The organism is Streptosporangium sp. G12, assembly GCF_052983175.1.
This window is the reverse complement of sequence record NZ_JBRIQO010000038.1, coordinates 61,866-82,240: the sequence shown is the minus strand read 5'-3', so window position 1 is coordinate 82,240 and position 20,375 is coordinate 61,866. Positions and strand designations below refer to the sequence as shown.

At 73.8% G+C, this 20,375-nt stretch carries 22 protein-coding genes; 9 read left to right on the top strand and 13 right to left on the bottom strand.

Annotation, left to right across the window (positions count from 1 at the left end; all coding sequences use genetic code 11):
• Positions 1-357: 357 nt before the first annotated feature.
• From ACVCAG_RS40830 to ACVCAG_RS40815, 4 genes are all read right to left on the bottom strand, one after another.
• Complete coding sequence (locus tag ACVCAG_RS40830) at positions 358-1,749, bottom strand: helix-turn-helix domain-containing protein (RefSeq protein ID WP_440088788.1); 1,392 nt, start codon at positions 1,747-1,749, stop codon at positions 358-360.
• A 124-nt stretch (positions 1,750-1,873) separates the two neighbouring features.
• Positions 1,874-3,388 (bottom strand): FAD-dependent monooxygenase, encoded by a 1,515-nt coding sequence (locus ACVCAG_RS40825; protein WP_447191415.1) that lies wholly within the window; start codon positions 3,386-3,388, stop codon positions 1,874-1,876.
• Between the two features lie 314 nt (positions 3,389-3,702).
• Positions 3,703-4,131, bottom strand: a complete 429-nt coding sequence (locus ACVCAG_RS40820; protein WP_440088785.1) for a nitroreductase family deazaflavin-dependent oxidoreductase — start codon at positions 4,129-4,131, stop codon at positions 3,703-3,705.
• 84 nt (positions 4,132-4,215) lie between these two features.
• Positions 4,216-4,632 (bottom strand): winged helix-turn-helix transcriptional regulator, encoded by a 417-nt coding sequence (locus tag ACVCAG_RS40815; RefSeq protein WP_440088784.1) that lies wholly within the window; start codon positions 4,630-4,632, stop codon positions 4,216-4,218.
• A gap of 116 nt (positions 4,633-4,748) precedes the next feature.
• Between ACVCAG_RS40815 and ACVCAG_RS40810 the strand changes: the two genes are divergently transcribed.
• The gene (locus tag ACVCAG_RS40810; RefSeq protein ID WP_447191414.1) at positions 4,749-5,606 is read left to right on the top strand and encodes an SDR family oxidoreductase; all 858 of its coding nucleotides are present in this window, start codon (positions 4,749-4,751) and stop codon (positions 5,604-5,606) included.
• A 122-nt stretch (positions 5,607-5,728) separates the two neighbouring features.
• On the opposite strand, the gene pdxR is transcribed toward ACVCAG_RS40810, so the two are convergent.
• A complete protein-coding gene (gene pdxR / locus ACVCAG_RS40805; RefSeq protein WP_440088781.1) occupies positions 5,729-7,153 on the bottom strand; it encodes a MocR-like pyridoxine biosynthesis transcription factor PdxR in 1,425 nt (474 codons plus the stop codon).
• 191 nt (positions 7,154-7,344) lie between these two features.
• On the opposite strand from pdxR, the gene ACVCAG_RS40800 reads away from it, so the two are divergent.
• Positions 7,345-8,544, top strand: coding sequence for an MFS transporter (locus tag ACVCAG_RS40800; protein WP_440088780.1), 1,200 nt, complete (start codon positions 7,345-7,347; stop codon positions 8,542-8,544).
• 171 nt (positions 8,545-8,715) lie between these two features.
• A complete protein-coding gene (locus tag ACVCAG_RS40795; protein WP_440088778.1) occupies positions 8,716-9,297 on the top strand; it encodes a dihydrofolate reductase family protein in 582 nt (193 codons plus the stop codon).
• A 4-nt stretch (positions 9,298-9,301) separates the two neighbouring features.
• Here the strand turns inward: ACVCAG_RS40795 and ACVCAG_RS40790 are convergent, their stop codons facing one another.
• Positions 9,302-10,063, bottom strand: a complete 762-nt coding sequence (locus ACVCAG_RS40790) for an SRPBCC family protein (protein WP_447191413.1) — start codon at positions 10,061-10,063, stop codon at positions 9,302-9,304.
• Between the two features lie 48 nt (positions 10,064-10,111).
• Complete coding sequence (locus tag ACVCAG_RS40785) at positions 10,112-10,864, bottom strand: helix-turn-helix domain-containing protein (protein WP_447191412.1); 753 nt, start codon at positions 10,862-10,864, stop codon at positions 10,112-10,114.
• A gap of 77 nt (positions 10,865-10,941) precedes the next feature.
• Between ACVCAG_RS40785 and ACVCAG_RS40780 the strand changes: the two genes are divergently transcribed.
• The 6 genes from ACVCAG_RS40780 to ACVCAG_RS40755 all read left to right on the top strand — a co-directional run bounded on the left by ACVCAG_RS40780 (position 10,942) and on the right by ACVCAG_RS40755 (position 14,247).
• The gene (locus ACVCAG_RS40780) at positions 10,942-11,235 is read left to right on the top strand and encodes a cation transporter dimerization domain-containing protein (protein ID WP_447191411.1); all 294 of its coding nucleotides are present in this window, start codon (positions 10,942-10,944) and stop codon (positions 11,233-11,235) included.
• A gap of 181 nt (positions 11,236-11,416) precedes the next feature.
• Positions 11,417-12,016: a hypothetical protein gene (locus ACVCAG_RS40775; protein ID WP_440105784.1), complete on the top strand. Its 600-nt coding sequence runs from the start codon at positions 11,417-11,419 to the stop codon at positions 12,014-12,016.
• 71 nt (positions 12,017-12,087) lie between these two features.
• Entirely contained in the window at positions 12,088-12,315 is a 228-nt protein-coding gene (locus ACVCAG_RS40770) for a hypothetical protein (protein ID WP_350974245.1), read from the top strand.
• A 40-nt stretch (positions 12,316-12,355) separates the two neighbouring features.
• The gene (locus tag ACVCAG_RS40765; RefSeq protein ID WP_440088771.1) at positions 12,356-12,898 is read left to right on the top strand and encodes a hypothetical protein; all 543 of its coding nucleotides are present in this window, start codon (positions 12,356-12,358) and stop codon (positions 12,896-12,898) included.
• Between the two features lie 161 nt (positions 12,899-13,059).
• Positions 13,060-13,389, top strand: a complete 330-nt coding sequence (locus ACVCAG_RS40760; protein WP_447191410.1) for a CGNR zinc finger domain-containing protein — start codon at positions 13,060-13,062, stop codon at positions 13,387-13,389.
• A 279-nt stretch (positions 13,390-13,668) separates the two neighbouring features.
• On the top strand, positions 13,669-14,247 hold the full coding sequence (locus ACVCAG_RS40755; protein ID WP_447191409.1) for an HAD-IA family hydrolase: 579 nt from the start codon (positions 13,669-13,671) through the stop codon (positions 14,245-14,247).
• Here the strand turns inward: ACVCAG_RS40755 and ACVCAG_RS40750 are convergent.
• The 6 genes from ACVCAG_RS40750 to ACVCAG_RS40725 form a co-directional block, all read right to left on the bottom strand.
• Entirely contained in the window at positions 14,198-15,487 is a 1,290-nt protein-coding gene (locus tag ACVCAG_RS40750; RefSeq protein WP_447191408.1) for an MSMEG_0565 family glycosyltransferase, read from the bottom strand. The two genes, ACVCAG_RS40755 and ACVCAG_RS40750, sit on opposite strands and share 50 nt — an antisense overlap.
• Positions 15,484-16,311, bottom strand: coding sequence for a nitrilase-related carbon-nitrogen hydrolase (locus tag ACVCAG_RS40745; protein WP_440088764.1), 828 nt, complete (start codon positions 16,309-16,311; stop codon positions 15,484-15,486). Before ACVCAG_RS40745 ends, ACVCAG_RS40750 begins: the two co-directional genes overlap by 4 nt.
• Positions 16,312-16,314: 3 nt before the next feature.
• Positions 16,315-17,157 carry a carbon-nitrogen hydrolase family protein gene (locus tag ACVCAG_RS40740; RefSeq protein WP_362691360.1) on the bottom strand — a complete coding sequence of 281 codons (843 nt, stop codon included), beginning with the start codon at positions 17,155-17,157 and terminating at the stop codon, positions 16,315-16,317.
• Between the two features lie 91 nt (positions 17,158-17,248).
• Positions 17,249-18,784, bottom strand: coding sequence for an MSMEG_0567/sll0787 family protein (locus ACVCAG_RS40735; RefSeq protein WP_440088762.1), 1,536 nt, complete (start codon positions 18,782-18,784; stop codon positions 17,249-17,251).
• Positions 18,785-18,791: 7 nt separating this feature from the next.
• On the bottom strand, positions 18,792-19,844 hold the full coding sequence (locus tag ACVCAG_RS40730) for an MSMEG_0568 family radical SAM protein (RefSeq protein WP_440088760.1): 1,053 nt from the start codon (positions 19,842-19,844) through the stop codon (positions 18,792-18,794).
• Positions 19,845-19,854: 10 nt separating this feature from the next.
• A complete protein-coding gene (locus tag ACVCAG_RS40725; RefSeq protein ID WP_362691351.1) occupies positions 19,855-20,367 on the bottom strand; it encodes an MSMEG_0572/Sll0783 family nitrogen starvation response protein in 513 nt (170 codons plus the stop codon).
• Positions 20,368-20,375 lie beyond the last annotated feature (8 nt).

Sequence of the window (20,375 nt, the reverse complement as noted above, 5' to 3'; positions counted from 1 at the left end):
TCCAGGTCGCTGCCCACCGCGACCACGGCCTCCAGCAGCGCGTGCACCCGGTCGCGGGTGGCCAGCACCGCCTCCAGGCGCCCCTGCAGCTCCGACAGCAGCTCGTCCAGCCGCATGTGCGGGATCAACGGCCCTGGCTCGCCCTTTGCCATACCTCCGAGTCTGTACCCTCGGACGCGCTCCCCACCGGCCGGGGGCGATCGGCGCGTGATCGCCGGTGCCGTGCCCGGGTACGCGAGAACCCGACCTGGTCCAGGGCGGGTTCTCGCGTGCCCGTCCTTCACCCACCTCAGGATCGGCGGACGCCGCACCGGCGGGGTGCGGCCCCGGGGGCGTGGGGGCATCGGGGAGAGGGCGTCAGCCGGCCCTCGACTCGTGCGAGACGCCGAGGTGCGCCGGAATCGCCGGGACGACGACCTCGCGCCACGTCGAGCCGGGCGGGGTCTCCGTGCGCGAGCCGACCCCGACGGTTTCGAGCGCGCTGCGATAGGCGTTCGTCTGCCTCTCCGGCGCCCCGGCCCGGCCCCAGAGGTCACCGATCTCGCGCCAGAGCCTGGCCGAATCCCGGTCGACGAAGGAGGCCACCGAGGCGACCGGGTCGGCGAGCAGTTCCTGCGCCTTCGTCAGCGCCGGACCGCCGTCTTTGGAGCGTGCCAGAGCGAGTTCGGCCAGAACCACGTACGCCATCGCCGGCACCGTCCCGCGCACGCCGGCGAGCAGGCCGAGGGCCTGTTCGGCCAGCTCCGCCGTGGCGTCCGCGTCGCCGGAACGCAGCCGCACGCGGGAGAGCACGACCAGGCCCCGGGCGTGCTCGATCGTCCCGGGCGACAGGCGCGAGAGGATCTCGACCGCGGAGGCGGCGAACTCACCCGCCCGGTCGAGGTCGGCGGCCTCGGGACGCACGGTGGCGATCCACGCCCAGCGCATCGCGCTCCGGACGTAGCGGACGGCCATCCGCGCGGGCCGGCCGGCGGCGACGGCGTCCGCCGCGAGCCGGGCGGCGAGCGCGGAGTCCTCCTCCGCGGCGGCCGTGCTGGCCCGCCACAGGCCGAGGACCTCCGAGTCGCGGTCGACGGCGTCGGGCATGCGGGAGGCGGTCAGCACGCGCTCGACGTACGCGAGGGCGATCTCCATCTCGGCGAGCACTGCGGCGAGGTCGAGGGCGAGGTCGCCCTGGTCGAGACCGAGCCGGTCGGCCTGGGCCAGAGCCTCCATCCCGAGATCCCGGGCGCGCCACGTGTCACCCGCGCGGTGGTAGCAGCGGCAGAGCGCCACGGCGAGCGGAAGGTCGGCGAGGCGCTCGGGATGCGCCGCGGCCTCGCGGCGAAGCAGCTCGTAGGCCTCGACCGCCCGCCCCGTCTCCCCCTGGGCCTCCAGCGCGCGGGCCTGGCCGAAGCGCGCCCGCGCGGCGAGGGTGGCGTTGTCGTCACCCGCGGCCCTGGCCGTGTCCGCGAAGAGCCCGGCCGCGACGGCCGGGTCCCCGTGGCACAGTTCGAGCTCGGCCTGCCGCAGGGCGAGCGCGGTGTCCACGCGCTGGTGCGGCTCGATCCCGTGGAGCAGGAACTCCATGCCGCAGCCGAGCCGCTCGGCGAGCAGGCGCGTGACGACCGGGGTGGGAGTCCGTTTTCCGGATTCGATGAGCGAAACGTAACTGTCAGACAGGTCTGGCCCGGCCAACTGCGCCTGGGACATGTGCCTGCTCAACCGCAATCCACGGATGCGGTCACCGATGGTCGCTTGGCCTGCCATCACCAGAGCCGTTCCGTCGGCGGCACGATGAGATCCACGTCCCACTCCTTACGCACGGTTTACTGTCAATTACAGTAGATCGTACTGCCCTTCGTGGCCAGCGGGGCGGTGGCGACAGACCGTTTCACCCGGGTTTCGTGGTGGATGCCACCGGAGGGCGGGCGGCGCACCACGCGGCCAGGGCCGCGCGCAGGGCGACGTCGAGGGAGACGGGGTTCCTCTCGTCGACGGCGCAGGCGATGTACCCGTCCGGACGGATCAGCAGGACGGGGAGGTCGGCGCTCGCGGGAACGGCGTGGACCACCCGCTCCCCGTACGGCGAGGCCACCGCCTCCGCCGGGTCGCCCGTGGGGGCCAGGAGCACGAAGCGCCCGGCCCGCAGCGCCTCGTACAGCCGGATCGGCTCCCCGGCCAGGTGGATGTCCGGCACCCTCTGGCCGGCCAGCCGGTGCGCCCCCGGGAGGGCGGGGTAGGAGATGCCCAGGCCCGACATGGTCTCGGTCAGCCGGCGGCCGAGGGGACGGATCCGGTTCGCGACGACCGGGAGCATGGAGCGGGCGGCCCGCGACCTCCGGGTCGAGCCCATGGCGACGGCGAGCAGGGCGCCGTTGAGCCGCAGGGCCCTCCTGCCGACCGGATACCGCTCGCTGTGGTAGGTGTCGAGCAGGCCGTCCGGCGCCCAGCCCTGGACCTCGGCGACGAGCTTCCAGCCGAGGTTGGCCGCGTCCTGCAGGCCGGTGTTCATGCCCTGCCCGCATGCCAGCGAGTGCACGTAGGCGGTCTCGGCGGCCAGGAACACCCGGCCGACACGGTAGCGGAGCACCTGCCGCTCGTCGCTGTGGGACCTCGACAGATGGCGGGCGTCGTGCATGCCGAAGTCGCTGCCCGTGACGCGCCGGGTGGCCTCGCTCACCTCGTGGATGCTGAGCCGGGCGCTGTCGGGAAGCTGGCGCCGCCGGTCCCAGGTGATGACCTGGTACCAGCCGTCGCCGTGGCAGGAGACGAAGGAGAAGCCCTCGTCGTTGGCGACGAGGATCAGCTCCCGCTCCGGCCTCTCCTCCAGGCGGACGTCGGCCTGCATGATCGACTGCACGGTGGAACGCCCCGGGAACGGAACGCCCAGCGCGTCCCTCACGACGCTGCGCAGGTCGTCGGCACCCACGACGAACCGCGCGCGCCAGGTGCGCACCATGCCGTCGGCCCGCACGTCTACGTCCACCCCGGCCGCGTCCTGGCACAGCCCGACCGCCTCGGCGCCGCGCACGATCTCCGCTCCGAACCGGGTGGCGCGCTCCTCGAGCACGCGCTCGGCGTTGTGCCGGGGGGTGCACAGCAGGAACGGGAATCGCGACGGCAGGCTGGACAGATCGAGGTCCAGGCCGTTGAACAGCCGTACCTTCTTGACGATCGTGCCGGTGCCGATCAGCTCGTCGGCCACGTCCCGGGCGTCGAGTTGCTCCAGCGTACGGGCGTGCAGGGGGAAGGCCCGGGTGAGCGTCGAACGCTGGGGGTCCCGCTCCACGACCGTGCAGGCGACACCTCTCGCGGCGAGGTCACCCGCGATCAGCAGACCCGCCGGACCGGCACCAACAACCAGCACGTCCGTGTCGAACGGCACCATCAGTGTCTCCAATCCCACGCGAGGCGGCTCCCCCACACGACCACCGGGATGAAAACCAGCGCCGATCCACTCCTGCCTTCCCCGCACGCTGAGATCCGGCCCCCGGACCTGACGGAGCGCCGCTCCGGCACCGTCCGTCCTTCGCCGCCGCCCCGTCCGGCCGAGGTCGTACGACAGACCACCGGCGGCCATCTCATGCTACGACCAGGCTTTTCCCGGCGTGTCGGCGCCTGCCCCACCCGCGGCGTGATCGCCGCGATGCCCGCCTCCCCGGCCCGCCGTCGCGGATCACGGACCGGCCCCGCCAGGCTCGGCCCGGCGGGGCCGGAACGTCAGGCGCGGGTGAGAATCACCACCGGGATGTCGCGTGCGGTCTTGCGCCGGTAGTCGGCGTACTCACCGTGGATCCCGACCATCTGCTCCCACAGGGCGGGCTTCTCCCCCGCGGTCGCGGTCCGCGCGACGGCGGTGAACACCTCGTCCCGCACCTGCACCTCGGCCTGCGGCAGGGCCAGCAGGTTGTGGTACCACAGCGGGTGGTCGTCGGCCCCGCCGTTGGAGGCGACGACCACGTAGGCGTCGCCGTCACGACCGTAGATCAGCGGGGTCCGCCGCTTCAGCCCGGACCTGCGTCCGACGGTGGTCAGCAGCAGGGTGGGCCTGCCGTGGTAGAGGTGACCCTCCGCACCGTTCGACTCGACGTACTTGCGAAGGTGCTTGGAGACCCAGGCGGTGGGGGAATCGATGATCTCGTCGCTCATGCGGCTCACGCTATAGGTCTCCGGCGACGTTTCTCGATCCGGTTCTTCCGGCCGCGCGGCGGGCGGGCCCCGGCACGGGCGGGCCTACGTCGTCCGGTGGCCGCCTCTGGCCTGGTCGTGGCGTGCGCGGGCCTCCATGACCGCGGGCATCTCGCCCTCCAGCCATTCGATGAGGTCGAGCAGGCGCCGGGCGGCCTGATCGCCGAGCGGTGTGAGGCTGTACTCGACCTTCGGGGGGATGGTCGGCTCGGCCTCGCGGTGGACCAGGCCGTCGCGCTCCAGAGCCTGCAGGGTCTGGGCGAGCATCTTCTCGCTCACCCCGTCGACCCGGCGGCGCAGGGCGTTGAAGCGGTAGGTCCCCTCGTGGAGCGCGACCATGACCAGGATGCCCCAGCGGCCGGTGATGTGCTCCATCGTCTCGCGCGAGACGCAGCCGCGCATGAAGACGTCGAAGGTGAGCTGGCTGAACTCGTCCAGCGGGGTCGCGGCCTGGTCGTCCATCCGTCCACTTTACTTTCTCGCCACACCGCACAAAAGAAAGCACTAACTTTTAGTTGGCACTATATATTAGTTAGTACTAACCTGGCGGCTACCCCTTCGGAACGAGGAGAAGCGAAATGATCGTTGTCACCGGTGCCACCGGCCAGCTCGGCCGCCTGGTGGTGGACGGCCTGCTGGAGAGCGTGCCCGCCGGCCAGGTCGTGGCGGCCGTGCGGAATCCCGGCAAGGCCGCCGGCCTGGCCGCGCGCGGCGTCGAGATCAGGGAGGCCGACTACGATCGGCCGGAGACGCTCGAGCGGGCCTTCGGCCCGGGCGACACGGTCCTGCTCATCTCGAGCGACGCCGTCGGGCGGCGCCTCGGGCAGCACCAGGTCGTGGTGGACGCGGCCAGGGCGGCCGGGGTCGCCCGCATCGCCTACACCAGCGTGCTGCACGCCGACACCACGCCCCTGGCGCTGGCCATCGACCACCGGGGCACCGAGGAGCACATCCGCGCCTCCGGGATCCCGTTCACCTTCCTGCGCAACAGCTGGTACACCGAGGTCTACGCGACGTCCGTCCTCCAGGGCGTCGAGCACGGCGTGATCCTCGGCGCCGCCGGTGACGGCCGCGTCGCCAGCGCGTCCCGCGCCGACTACGCGGCCGCGGCCGTCGCCGTGCTCACCGGCGAGGAGGAGGGCGGCAAGATCTACGAGCTCTCCGGCGACACCGCGTGGAGCCTGCCCGAGCTGGCCGCCGAGACGGCGGCGGTCTCCGGCAGGCCGGTCGTCTACCGGGACCTCCCGCACGCCGACTACCTCCGGGCCCTGATCGACGCGGGCCTGCCGGAACCGGTGGCGACCATGTACGCCGACATCGACCTCGGCATCGCCCAGGGCGTCCTCTCCCACACGCCGGGCGAGCTCAGCGCTCTCATCGGCCGCCCCACCACGCCGCTGGGCGAGTCGGTGACCGCCCTCCTCAAGGAGGCGTGACCTCCGGCGACGAGGCCGCCGTCCGGAAGCGGGCGTGCACCGTCATGACGAAGCGGCCACTCAGAAGCGGGCCCGGACTCCCCTGAAGGGACGGCACCGGCCGGCTGGGCCCCCGCGGTGGCTCAGCCGCCCCGCAGCAGGTCGGCGACGGCGGCGATGCCGTCGGAGATGGCGTCCGGGGTCAGGTTGCCGAACCCGAGAACGAGCCGCGCGGAGGACGCCCGTCGTTCCGGCGGGTCGAGGAGATAGCCGCTGATCCCGTACAGCGCGACGGACCGGCGGCGGGCGGCCTCGACCACGGCACGCTCGTCCGTGCCCGGTGGCAGCTGGGCGACGGCGTGGAAACCGGCGGCCAGCCCGCGTACCTCGACCTCGGGCGCGTACCGCCCCAGCGCGTCCACGAGGGCCGCCCGCCGGGCGGCGTAGCGCGTCCGCATGTGGCGCAGGTGGCGGTCGTACTGACCCGACCGCAACAGGTCGGCGAGCGCGAACTGGTCGAGGACCGGCGAGCCCCGGTCGGCGAGCCGCTTCTGACGCGCGACGCCGGCGGACAGCCGGGGCGGGCAGAGGACCCATCCGAGACGCAGAGCCGGGGCGAGCGACTTGCTGACCGAGCCGAGGAGCGCCACCCGGTCCGGAGCGAGACCCTGCAGTGCCCCGACCGGTTCGCGGTCGTAGCGGAACTCGGCGTCGTAGTCGTCCTCGACGATCGTCGCGTCGCGGGCGACGGCCCAGGCGATCAGTGCCTGCCTCCGGCCGGGAGCCAGTACGACCCCGGTAGGCGACTGGTGGGCGGGGGTGAGCAGCACGGCACGCGCGCCGGTGGCCGCGAGCGCGCCGGTGTCGACACCGTGCTCGTCGACGGGGACCGCGACGACGTCAAGGCCCGCCGCCGCGGCGGCGACGCGGTGGTCGGGGTCGCCGGGATCCTCCACGGCCACGACACGCACGCCCTCCCCCGCCAGCGCGCGCAGGACGAGCTGCAGCCCTTGCGCGTACCCCGCGCACACGACGGTGTGGGCCGCGTCGGCGGCGGCCCCGCGAACCCGTCGCAGGTAGGCGGCGAGCACGTCGCGCAACATCGGGTCACCGTACGGGTCGCCGTAGCCGAGCAGGTCGCTGGGCACGTCGCGGCAGGCGCGCCGAAGGGCGCGGCTCCATCGTTCGCGGGGGAAACTCGACAGGTCGGGCACACCGGGCCGAAAGTCGATCCCGACGGGCGCGGCGGGCCCGGCAAGCGCGCTGGGCGGTGACGGCGCGTCCACCGGCGGGCGGGCGGCGGTGGCCACGCGGGTGGCCGAGCCGCCGCGCGTGACGAGGTAGCCCTCGGCCTGCAGCTGCGCGTAGCACTCGGTCACCAGGCCGCGCGAGACGCCGAGGTCACGGGCCAGGGCGCGTGAGGACGGGAGCCGCTCACCGGCGGCCAGCCGACCGGCGCGGACGCTCTCGCGCAGCGCGCCTTCCAGTTGCTCGCGCAAGGGTTCCGGCCGGTTCCTGTCAACCCGCAACAGGAGTTCCGGCCCCGAACCGGTCCACTCGATCGACATGAAACCGGACCTTATCGCTGAGCCGGTTCCCGCTCTAGGGTCGGCCCATGACTCATCAGAAGAGCGCCGCCGACGAGACCCGGGAGGATCGCGGAGAGGCTCGGGGGGACGCCACGGAAACCGGGGAGGACGGCGGGAAGGCACGGGGGGACGGCGCCCGCGTTCCGGATCCTCGTATCCTGAATCGCCCGGTGGTCCTGCTGCTGGCCGCCTCGCTCGGCGCCCTCGGCGGCTTCTACCTGCTGGTGCCCGTCGTCCCCCTGTACGCGGCCACGTCCGGTGCGGGCGGTGTGGGCGCGGGCCTGGCGACCGGCATCATGATGCTGGGAACCGTGCTGACGGAGTTCGTGGCGCCCGGCCTGCTGCGCGCGTACGGCTACCGGGCGGTCATGGGACTGGGCCTGTTCCTGCTCGGAGCACCCGCCCTCCTGCTGCCGGCGTCGGCGTCGATGCCCCCGGTGCTGGGGATCTGCCTGGCGCGGGGTGCCGGGCTCGGGCTCGTGGTGGTGGCCGGTGCGGCCCTGATGGCCGAACTGGTGCCGGCCGGCCGTCGCGGCGAGGGGCTGGGACTGTACGGGGTGGCCGTCGGGATTCCCTCCATCGCGTGCCTGCCGCTGGGTCTCTGGCTGAGCGAGCACATCGGCCACGGACCCGTGTTCGTCGCCGGGGCGGCGCTGGCGCTGCTCGGGCTGGCCGCCGTACCCGGCCTGCCCTCCCCGCGTGCGCGGACCGAACGGCACGGCGGGCCCCGGGACGGAGGCCGGAGCGGGACCCACGACGGAGGCCGGAGCGGGACCCAGGCCGGGTCCCCGGGCGGGAGCCGGAGCGGGATCCTCGGCGTCCTCCGCGACGCCGGCGTCGCCAGGCCCGCGATCGTCTTCGCCACGGTGACACCGGCGGCCGGTGTCCTGCTGACCTTCCTCCCGCTGGCCGCGCCGGAGCGGTCGCGCGATCTGGTCGCGCTGGCCCTGCTCACGCAGTCCTGCGTCACGCCGCTCGCGCGCTGGGCGGCGGGCCGGTACGGCGACCGCCACGGCCCCGCTCGCCTGCTGGTCCCAGCCACCCTGGCCGCCGCTCTCGGCACGGCCGGACTCTTCTGGGTGGACGTCCCTCTCGCGATGATCGCCGGCATGGGACTGTTCGGGGTGGGCTTCGGCATGGCCCAGAACGCGACCCTGGCGCTGATGTTCGAGCGCGCCCCCGAATCCGCCTTCGGCCAGGTGAGCGCGGCATGGAACCTCGCCTACGACGCCGGGCTCGGCGTCGGCGCGGTCGGGTTCGGGCTCCTGGCCGGGTCGGTGGGCTACCCGGCGGGGTTCGCCGTCACCGCCGCCGTGCTGTTCACCGGGCTCGCCCCCGCCCTGTACGACCGGACGGCCGTACCCCGGTGAGGGCGACGCAGGACACGGTGGCCTGGCCGGCGGCAAGGGGCGACGCGCCTCCCTCCGGCCAGGGGAGACACCCGCCGATCGGCAGGGGTTCCGACGACCGGAGCCCTGACGACCAAGACTTTGGCAACGGGGGCCCCGGCGACGAGGCCCCGGCAACGAGGGGAAAATTCCATGGCAACGGTTCTTCTGAACATCACGATGTCGCTTGACGGCTTCGTCGCCGGGCCCGACATCGGCGTCGAACAGCCCATGGGCAAGGGCGGTGAGCGGCTCCACGAATGGCTGTTCAACGACGACGCCGACCGGGATGTGGACGCCGAGGTACATCGGGACCTGTCCGCCTCGACGGGGGCGGTGGTGGTGGGCAGGCGGACCTTCGACGTGGGGGTGGGCCTGTGGAAGGACACGCCGTTCCCCGCGCCGTGCTTCGTGCTCACCCATGAGGACCGGGAGGAGCTGCCCATGACGAGCGGGACCTTCACCTTCGTCTCCGACGGACTCGAGAGCGCGATCCGGCGGGCACGGAAGGCGGCGAAAGAGAGGAACGTCCTCGTGATGGGCGGGGCGGACATCGCCGGGCAGCTCGTGAGAGCCGGGCTCGTGGACGAGATACAGCTCCAGCTGGCACCGGTGCTGCTCGGGGCCGGAACCCGGCTCTTCGACCACCCGGGCGGCGACCGCGTCGAGCTGGAAAGGACCGGCCTGGCCGGGTCTCCGCGCGTCACGCATCTGCGGTTCCGGGTGGTGGGATAGACCTCTACGCGTCCGGGACCCGCTCCGCGCCGGCGGGGGCATCCTGGTCGTTCGCGGGAGCCTCCGGGAAGTTCCGTCCCCACCAGGCGGTCCAGCGGGATTCGAGGTCGGCGAACGCGGCGTCGTCGAGGCCGTACGTGGTGAGCACCATCATGGCGGCGCCGCCCGGATTGGTGGGCGAGGGCGGGGTCTCGGCCGCGACCAGCAGGCCGTCGCCCCAGCCGTCGACGGTGAGACCGACCTGGTTGGCCGAGCGGAACCGGACCTGGCCGCGCAGCGTCTCCCCGGTGGGGCCCTCCAGCTCGTACGGGCTCGCCGGGGCCAGTCCGGCCACCGCCGCGAGGCCGGTGGCCTCCAGCACCGGCGAGGCCGCCGCACCGGAGAGGAAGACCGTGCGCCGGTCGGCGCCCGGGTGCCGTTCGAGGGCGAACGCGAGCTGGTGGACGAAGGTGATCCAGCCCTCGGTGATGTCGTCGTAGTAGGCGTCCCACTCGGGGTCGCCGCCGCGCGGGGCACGGGTCATCCGCAGGCGCGTACGGCCGTCGAGGTCGGCCAGCTCGAACAGGTCGCCGCCCTGGACCTCCAGCCGGTGCTCGGCGGCCGACTCCACGACGTTCTGGTGGTAGATGACCTCGATCTCCTTGTCGAGGCCGTCGAAGTGCCAGCCATGCCAGCGCCGGATCAGCTCGGGGTCGCGCAGCGCGCTCCACACGTCGTCGACGGGTGCGGCGATGGTGACCTCGAGGGAGAACGGCTCGTCTGTCATCGGATGCCTCTCAATGTCGGGCCCCGGACCTTGGTCCCGGGACGGATGTCAACTGCGGGTTTCCGGCGTGCCGGGGGCGAGCCGTCCGCCGGTCTCTCGCGTGCCGGGGGCCGGATGCCCACCGGCGACGAGGCGGTAGGGCCGCCCTCCGGGGGTGTCGAAGCGGGCCGCGACCTGCGAGAAGGCGTCGGCGAGCGCGTCGGTGAAGTCGTGCACGTCGCCGGGCTCGGCGAAGCGCACCCGCGCCTCAAGGGTGAACGTCAGCAGCCGGACGCCCTGCCGGTCGGCGGCGGCGGCCATGCGGGTGACGTCGCGCACGGTGCCGGCGGCCACCTCGACGAGATGCTCGGCGGCGTACTGGTCGGCGACACGGCGGAAAACCCCGGCCACCTCGGCGGTCCCGGTGGCCCCAGTGGCCCCGGTGGCCCCGTCACCGTCGCCGTCGCCACTGGCTTCGTCAGTCTCGTCGCCTCCATCCGCCTCGGCGGCCTCGGCGGCCTCGGCGGCCTCGCCGGGTGAGGTGAGCACGCCGGGATCGACGAGGAAGGCGTTCGCGGTGACGCCCATGACGCGCTCGACGAAACCGCGTCGCGGGCGCTCCTCCACCAGCTCGATCAGCCCCGCCTCCTCCAGCACCCTGAGGTGGTATCCGACCCGCTGGCGCGGCAGGCCGAACTCGGCCGCGAGCTGGACCGCGGAGGCGGGATCGCGCAGGCGGGCGAGAAGCCGTCGGCGGATCGGGGTGAGCGCCACGCGCAGACGGTCGGGCTCGTCCATGAGTGTCATCTCGGTCGCGGCCATGCCCCCATGGAACCATTAGACAAATTAATCTGTCAATTGACATCGCGAACGGACGCGACCGCGGGAAGCACCGGCTGATGGACGCGGTCGATCCGGCGCTCGTCGACCGCGCGGAGCGGATCCTGGCCGCCACCGGCGGCGTGCGGCGGGTGGGATCGGTGCGATTACGCTGGGTGGGCCACACGCTGCGCGCCGAGGTGGACATCGTGGTCGGCGAGGACCTGTCGCCGCTCCGGGCGCACGGCGTGGCGGTGGAGGCCGAGCACCGGCTGATCCACCACCTGCCCCGCCTGCGTGCCGCCACCGTGCACGCCGACCCCGACGGCCCGGAAGGCGCCGACCACCACGCCGTCCTGGCCGGACACCGGTAGGGCGGGGCCGTACCGGAAGGTCGCGGGACCGCCCCGCCTGCCATCGTCCGCGGACGCGTACCCGCACGGGCCGGGGCGTGGGAGAGGTAGTCTCGCGTGATCACCATCGCGGCCCGCGGACCGGATCGCCCGGCCCGCAAGCCGTGGCGGATCGCCCCCCGATCCAGGAGAAGCGGCTGCGTTGGCCGACCACAGCAGAGGACGCCCCGGCTGGCTGCACGTCGGCCCACTGGAGGTGCGGCTGACGCGCACCTGGGAACCTGGCACGTTCCCACCGGCGGAGACACTCCTCGCCATACTGACGCTGGCGGCCGTGCCGCAGGCTCTCGCCACCCGCCTGACCACCCACCTGAGCGGCGGCATCGTGGTGGGGCCCGGATCGGTGCCCGACCTTCCCGGCTTCGAATGGCTGCGCGGCGTCGCGCTGCCCCTGCAGGCGGGCCTGTGGGAACGCAGCGCGGGCGTCTACGACCCCCGGCGGCGGCGGATCGGGGTGGGGAGCGCCCCCTCGCCCTCGGTGTCGGTGTGCGGGCACGAGATCGGCCACGCCACCGACCACATGGACCGGCTGCCCTCGCACTCCCCGTTCTGGACCGACCTGCACGCTCGCACCCGCGGCCGTCTCCGGCCGCCCTACCGCGACGACGTCACCGAGCTGTTCGCCGAGGCCTTCGCCTGCGTGCTCACCCGGAGGGCGACCCGGCTGCTCCACCTGATCGGCACGGAGGCGGAGGCCGAGCGGGTGTATCACCAGCTGTCCGGGCAGTACGGCATCGGCTGACCGTGGGCGTGCCACGACCCCCGGAGCTATGCTGGGCCGACAGCGGTCAGAGACGACGGAAAGGCCACGCCATGAACGTGACCATGCTGCCGGGAGGCACCCTCCGCGTCCCCGCGACGACCACGCTGGCCAACGGCACCAAGATCGACGGCACCCGCGACATAGGCCGCGACGATCCCGAATACTCCGAATGGCTCGCCCTGGCACAGGACGAGGACGAGCAGCGCCGCCGCGACGTCGAGGAGCGCGACTCCGATCGTGAGATCCTGACCCGCTGGCGCACCCGCCGGAGCGCGTGACCGCGCTCTCCTGTCGTCCGGAGCATCCTGTGACGCCGGCGTGAACGGCCACGTGCCGCGCATCTCGCGCTGGCTGCGCACCCGCCCCGCCCGGGCGGGCCGCACCCGTGTCCTGGCGGTCGAGGGACGCTCGGGGTCGGGCAAGTCCACCCTCGCCACCGCCCTGGCCGCGGAACTGGCCGCGCCCGTCGTACGGATGGACGATCTCTACCCGGGGTGGGACGGCCTGCTGGGAGGGGTCGACGCGCTGGTCGAGTGGGTCCTGCGACCGCTGAGCCTGGACCGGCCCGCGCGGTGGCGACGCTACGACTGGACGGAGGGCGCCTACGCGGAGTGGCACGAGGTCCCGGGCACCGGGGTTCTGGTCCTCGACGGCACCGGCTCCGGCGCCCTCGCCGCCGCGCCGTACCTGAGCGGCCTGCTGTGGCTGGAGGCGGCCGACGGAGTGCGCAAGGCCCGCGCCCTGGAGCGCGACGGTGATCTCTACGCCCCGCACTGGAACCGCTGGGCGGCTCAGGAGGAGCGTTTCCACGCCCGCGACGACGTCCGTGCCCGCGCGGACCTGACGATCGCCACCGGCTGAGGGCCGGATGGGGAAGGCGAGACGGCGGAGCGGGCGCGGGAACGGCCCGGGGTCGGGCGGCGGACCCGCGCGAAGCGGCCCGGTGGCTGGGCGAACGCGACCTGCCCCGCTCACCGGCCGCCGTCGCCTCGGCCCGCCGCGTCAGGGACGCGATCGCCCTCGTGGTCAGGGGCGAGGAGCCCGCCCGGACGCTGGAGACCTTCCTCGAAGGGGTGTCGCAGACCCCGTCGGTCGGCGACGACGGCGTGCGCTGGGAGCTGAACACCGGTTCCGCGGACCCTTTCGGCGTCCGGTGCGTGCTGGCCTGGGCGCATCTCCGGGAAACCCTGCCCGGCCGCCTGCGCCCGTGCGCCAACGACGACTGCCGCCTGTTCCTCGTGGACCACAGCCGGGCCAACTCCCGCCGCTGGTGTTCGATGGCCGCCTGCGGCAACCGGCTCAAGGCCCGGCGGCACCACCGGCGCGCGACGAACCGGGGCGACGACGACTGACCGGCGACGGGACCGGACAGGCGTACGAGACCGGTCAGGCGCGCGGCGGAGGCGCGCCGGGATCCGTTCCCGCCGTGGCGACCGAGATCTCCATCTTGAAATCACACACGAAGTACGATCGAATGAACACGAAAGGGTTTCGGAACGGCGTCGAACGATCGTTGATCATTCTCATCCCGCCGAGCGCGGGACGCGCCGGGGCCGTGCGTGCGAGGCCCCACCCGCCACATCGGGGGTGACACCGGAACCGTCGGCGCAGGACCGATGCGAGGAGAACCCGTGACCACGTGGATGCTGCTGGACTACGGCGAGGTCATCTCCATGCCACAGCCCTCCGACGCGACGGCCTCCATGGCGAAGCTGATCGGCCAGGACGAGGCGACCTTCCACGACCGCTACTGGCGCCACCGCGAGGCCTACGACCGCGGTCAGGCCTCCCACCTGTACTGGGGCGCGGTTCTCGGCAGGACGCTCGCCGACGACGATCCGCTCGTCGCCAAGCTCGAGGCGGCCGACGTCGAGAGCTGGTTCCACCTGAACCCGGAGACCCTGCGCGGCATCGAGGACCTCGCGGGACGTCACAGGCTCGCCCTGCTGTCGAACGCCCCCGAACCGCTGGCGGCGGCCATCGACGACGCCCCCTGGGCGGCGGCGTTCAGCCATCGCTTCTACAGCTGCCGCATGGCCCTGACCAAGCCGGACCCCGCCATCTTCGAGGAGGTCCTGCGCCGCCTCGACGCCGCCCCCGGCGACGTCACCTTCCTCGACGACCGGGCCGCCAACGTCCGCGCCGCGGCGGCGCTCGGCATCAACGCCCTCCTCTACCCGGAGTGGCCGCCTTTCCCGCGCTCGGGCTGACGGGGTCGCGTAAGGCCGCGTACAGGGCGATGTGCCGCTCGGCGGCCGACCGCCAGGTGTGGCGGGCGGCGAGCAGGCGGCCCGCGGCCAGGCGCGCGAGGTCGGTTCCGGCCAGTGCCGCGCCGATCTGGGCGGCGAAGCCCGCCGGGTCGCCGGCGAAGCGCGCGGCGGTCCCGAACACCTCGCGCAGGACCGGCAGGTCCCGGGTGACCAGCGGCACGCCCGCCGCCAGCGCCTCCATGGCGGCCAGGCCGAAGCCCTCCTTGAGCGAGGGAAAGGCGAAGACGGCCGCGGAGGCGACCAGCGACGGCAGCTCCTCGTGGCCGACGGGACCCAGGACGACCGGTTCCACGCCGAGGACCGCGGCACGCTCGGCCCACCGGGCCCGGTAGTCGCGATAGTCGAACAGGGTCTCGCCCCCGGCGATCACCAGCTTCAGGCCGGGGTCTCCGGCGGCCAGCGACGCGTACGCCTCCAGCAGGTCCAGCGAGCCCTTGCGGGGCTCGATACCGCCGACCGTGAGGACGTAGCGTCCCAGCCGGTCCCTCCAGCGGCCGTCGCCGCGCGCGGCGGCGTCCGCGAACCGGTCCGCCTCGACGCCGTTGGGGATGACCGTCGCGGTGATGCCCCATCCGGCGGCGAGCTCGGCGGCGACGGCACGCGAGACGCAGACGTGCGCGCGGGGTTCGACGATGGCGCGCTCGTGACAGGCGGCCAGCTCGGGGGTGGTGAAGTGGTCCAGGTGGTGGACGGTCCGCACGCACCGCTCGACCGCGTTGGCGCTGATGCAGTCCTGGGCGTGCACGATGTCGTAGCCGCCGGGGGTGAACGCCTCGCGCAGCGCGGAGATCGAGCGCAGCACCCGCTCCCCCACCGTCTCACCCGCCACCTCGCCGAAGGGCACCACCACCTGCCGCACCGCGGGCGCCACGGGCCGGAAGAACCCCGCGTCACCGCCGCGGCCGAGCGTCCAGACCGTCACGTCCTGGCCCGCCTCGGCCAGCGCCTCGGCGAGGTTGAGGGTGTGCACGACCCCGCCGCGCGGCTTGGTGGAGTACGTCAGCAGCGCGATGCTCATCACCGGGAACGCCCCTGGGGCGTTTCCCGCGCCTACCGTGCCGACCGGGCCGACCGGGCCCGTAGTGCTCCCGGTGCTCCCGGTGCTCATCGCGCCCGCCGCATGCGCGGGGTGCGCAGTGCGTCCGGCGCTCACCGCGCCCGGCGTGCGCGCGTCGCTCATGAGGCTCCCCGGTAGCTGCCCGGCCTGCGCTCGCCGAGATGGCTCAGCACCCGCCGCGCGGTGGCGATCTCGGCGGCGACGTCCACCTCGGCGACCGCCAGGCCCGCCTTGGACCAGGTACGGGCGAGGATGTCACCCCCGGGACCGACCACCTTGGCCTGACCCAGGAAGCGCATGCCGCCCATCGCGCCGGTCTGGTTCGACGAGGCCAGGATGACCTGGTTCTCGGCGGCACGGGCGCAGTCGTAGAGGTCGAACAGGCGCGACTGGCGGTCCTGGGCCATCCGGGGCGCCCGGTTGGTGATGCTGGTCGGCCAGGCCGACAGGCAGGCGACGATCTGCGCCCCGTCCAGGGCGAGGCTCCGCGCCGACTCGGGGAAGGTCTTGTCGTAGTCGATGAGCATGCCCACGCGGCCCACCGGGGTGTCGAAGGCGTCGAAACGCTCGCCGGGCGCGTACGCCGCGATCTCCCCCGCGGGCAGGTGCACCTTGCGGTGGCGTCCCAGCACCCCGTCGCCGCTGACGCACGCGGCGCTGTTGTATCTGCGGGTGCCGTCGGCCTCGCAGTAGCCGACGCACACCACCATCTCGGCGGCCAGCTCGCCGACCCGCTTGATCAGCGGGTCGTCGGGGCCGAGTGCCGGGGGCAGCGCGTCGGGGTCGGGATGGCGCAGGTCGGCGAGGTAGCCGCCCAGCGCGGCGTCGGGCAGTACCAGCAGCCCCGCCCCCGCCCTGCGGGCGTCGTCGATCAGTTTCGCGATGCGCCGCAGGTCGAACTCCAGGTCCCGGCCGAAGTGCGCGGAGGCCGCGGCTATGCGGATCACGGTTCAGGATCCTCCCACGGCGAGCGCGGGACGGTAGGCGTCCGGGCGGCGGTCGCGCAGGTGGCCCATGGAGCGGCGGGCGGCCTCCAGCGCCGCCCGCACGTCCAGTTCGGCGACCGCGACACCGCCCGGCACACCGGTACGGGCCAGGATCTCCCCTCCGGGGCCGACGACCTTGGCGCTGCCGACGAACCTGAGGGCGCCGAAGACCCCCGACTGGTTCGCCGACAGCCATACCACCTGGTTCTCCAGCGCCCTGGCCTGGTCGAAGAGGTCGAACCTGCGGGTCCAGCGGTCGTCGGCGAGGTCGGGCGCGGGATCGGTCCTGCTGGCGGGCCAGGCCGACACGCACACCACGATCTCGGCACCGTCCAGCGCCAGCGCCCGCGCCGACTCGGGGAACGCCTTGTCGTAGCAGATCATCATGCCGAGACGGCCGACCGGGGTGTCGAAGGCGGAGAAGGAGTCACCGGCCGCGAACAGCGCGTTCTCGCTGAGCGGCTGGTGGACCTTGCGGTGGTGACCGAGCACGCCGTCGCCGCTGAGGCAGACCACGCTGTTGTACCTGCGGGGGCCGTCGGCCTCGCAGTAGCCCGCGCAGACGACCATGTCGCCCGCCAGAGCGGCCAGCCTGCGGATCTCGGGCCCGGCGGGGTCCAGGGCGGGCGGGGCGTCCTGCGGGTCGCCGTCCATGCTGAGCAGATAGCCGCCCAGGCATGCCTCCGGCAGGGCGAGCAGCCCGACCCCTTCGGCCCGCGCCGCGGTGATCAGCTGCTCGATGCGGGCGAAGCCGCCCTCCACGTCGCGGTCGAACGGCGCCGCGACGGCGCCCATGCGTAACTTCACGTTTCTCCTTCCCCGGGTTCTGCGGGTTCTGCGGGTCCTTTGGGTTCCCTACGGCTCCGGCGGCTCCCGGGGCTCCGTTGGATCAGGTGGCTCAGGTGACGCCGGATCTCCCCGCCGCGTACCCGCCGGCCGCTCCGACCCCGTGACGACCGCCGGGATCGGCCCTGCCCAGCCCGGTCACCGGGCCGGTGATCACCTCGGTCAGCTCCCCGTCCGGCCAGCGCAGCCGCACTCCCCCGCCGGGAACGAACTCGCCGCACGCGGCACCGGAGGCGGGCCCTGCGTCGAGGCCGGGACTGCCGGGACGCTCGGCGGTGAGCATCGCGAAGCCGGGAAAGCAGGTCAGCCAGTCACCCATGCTGGCCGCGCCGGGCCTGGGCAGGGACGCGACGTCCAGTACGGCTCCGCAGCCGGAGGCCTCGGCGAGCATGCCGAGGGTACCCGCGACGCCCGCCATGGACACGTCCTTGGCGGCGGCCGGGCGGGCGGCGGCGACGGCTCCCAGCATGGCCCGCAGCTGCGGGGTGCGGCGGTGCGTGGTGGAATCCCACTGGCGGCCCGTGTAGCCGGGCCTCCACCCGCCGCCCAGGTCCGCGGTGAGCCACACCCGGTGTCCGGGACGCGCCCCGCCGCCGGGAACCGGCTTCCGGGCGCGGCCCAGCGCGGTGACCGACAGCGCCGCCGGTACGCCGAGCTGGGTATGACCGCCGAGCACCGGCACCCCGTACGCGTCGGCGGCGCGGCGCAGGCCCGCCAGGACCCTGGCCACCGCCGAGGTGTCGCGGGCGCCCACCGCGTCCAGCAGTCCGACCGGTTCCGCGCCCATGGCCGCCAGGTCGTTGAGGTTGACCAGTACCGAGCACCAGCCCGCCCACTCCGGGTCGCGCTCCACCATGGACGGCAGGATCGCGTCGCAGGCCGCGACCAGGTCGCTGCCCGGCACCGGGGCGCCGTCGTCGCCGACGAAACCGGGACCGCCGGGCGCGAGCCCGGCCAGCAGCGCCCCGAGGTCGCTCTTGGTGGCCGCGACCAGCGCGGCGATCCTGCCGACGGGCCAGCGCATCAGCACGTGCGGTACGCCGGACACGGCCAGGGGGCGTACGGGCCGCCAGCCGAGGCGGGTGAACATGCGCTCGGCACCGGCCCGTACGGTGGCCTCGAAGCGCAGCGCCCCGGCCGCCTCGGCCCGCGCGCACGCGGCGCGCACCAGCGCCGGGCCGATGCCCGCGCCGTTGCGTTCGGCCGGGTCGACGGCCAGCCGCCCGCCGCTCCACCACCCGATGTCGGGGCCGTCACCGGCCGGCCCGAGCCGGACGCCGCCGACCACGGCGCCGCCCCGGTCCCTGGCGACCAGGACGACGGTGCGCGGGTCGTCGTCGCGATCGTCCAGGTCGTGGCCGCTGAACACGCGCTGCTCGGTCACGAACACCCGGTGCCGCAGCGTCCGGTAGGCGGCCAGCCCGGACGTGTCCGCCTCCTCCACGATGAAGGAGGGTGCGCGGGTGCCGAGCAGCACGTCGCAGACCGGCTCGGGGAGCCGCGACCCGCGGCCGGGAGAGGTACGGCCGCCCCGCCCCGAGCCGCCGCTCAGGGCGGAGGCGACCGGGAGATCGGAGGTGAGGCTCACGGGCGCCTCACCCGCCCGCGGCCTGGAGCGCGCTGCACGCGCCGCACGCGGCGCAGCCCGCGCGCTGATCGGCGCCCGCCATGCCCGCGTCCCGCAGCAGCGCGGCGACACTCTCGGTCACCCGGCGGACCACGGCCGGGTCGGGGCCCGGCACACCGTCGCGGCCCGCGAGGGTGTCGCGCATCGGGCGGAACGGCACGACGAACGGGTACACGCCGCGCTCGACGAGCCCCGCGGCCCCGGCCACCAGCTCGTCGGGATCCTCACCGAGACCGACCAGCAGGTAGGTGGAGACGCGGTTGCGGCCGAAGACGCGCACGGCCTCGTCCCAGGCCGCCTCGTAGGCGGACATCGGCACCTCGGACTTACCCGGCATCCAGCGGCGGCGCACCTCCTCGTCGAGGGACTCCACGTGGATGCCGATCGCGGACGCGCCCGCCCGCCTGAGCTCGCCGATCCAGGCCAGGTCGGCCGGCGGCTCGCACTGCACCTGGATCGGCAGGCCGGGTACGGCCTCCAGCACGGCCCGCACCGAACGGGCCAGGACGCGCGCCCCCCGGTCGGGGCCGCCGGTGGTGCCGGTGGTCATCACCATCTGCCGCACCCCGTCCAGGCGCACCGCCGCCTCGGCGACCTCGGCGAGCTGCGCCGGGGTCTTCGCGGCGACGGTGGCGCCCGAACTCAGGGACTCCTCGATCGAGCAGAACCGGCACCGCTCCGCCTCGCCGTAGCGGACGCAGGTCTGCACCACGGTGGTGGCCAGCACGTCGGCGCCGTGCAGCCGGGCGATCCTCTCGTACGGGACGCCGTCGGCGGTCGCCAGGTCGTAGAAGCGAGGACGGCCGACCGCGTGGACGGAGGCACCCAGATCGGTCTCGCCCAGCCACAGCCTGCCGTCCCTGACGGCGTACGGGCTGGCCGGGTTGAGCGGGATCGCGGCGTTGGCGCCGTCGAGGACCAGGTGCCCGTCGTCGCTGGGTCCCGCACCGCCCGCCCGGCGCACCGGGGCGTCCACGCGGACGCCCATGATGGCCACGTCGACTCTCGTGCCGACACTCACCGGTGCCCCCTCAGAACATGTAGGTCGAGTTGATGATCGCGCCCTTGCGGCCGTAGTGGATCAGCGCGTCCTGCACGTCCAGCGGGTGCGTGGGAATGACGCCCTCGATGAGGTCCTCCTCGCGGGCGCCGTGCAGCGACAGGCCGAACCGGCAGCAGTAGACCTTGCCGCCCTCCTCGATGAACGTCTTGAGCGAGTTGTTGATGTTGTGCTCGCCGGGGAAGGCGGAGTTGCCGGTGGTCGGGAAGCCCCGGGTGGCCAGGCAGTTCAGCGAGCCGGGACCGTAGAAGTAGATCGCGGACTCGAAGCCCTTGCGCAAAGCCCGGGTCGCCTGCAGGATCGCCACGAAGCTCACCGACGACTCGTGGGCGATGCCGTGCACGAGCGTGAAGTACGACTCGCCGTTCTCCGCCTGATAGTCGGGGAAGACCTTGGTGCCGCCGTACAGGCTGGAGCCCTCCGGGAGGGAGGGGTGCGGGATCTCGGTGAGGCTCTGCTTCTCGAGGTCGGTCAGGTCGGTCATGGGTCTCT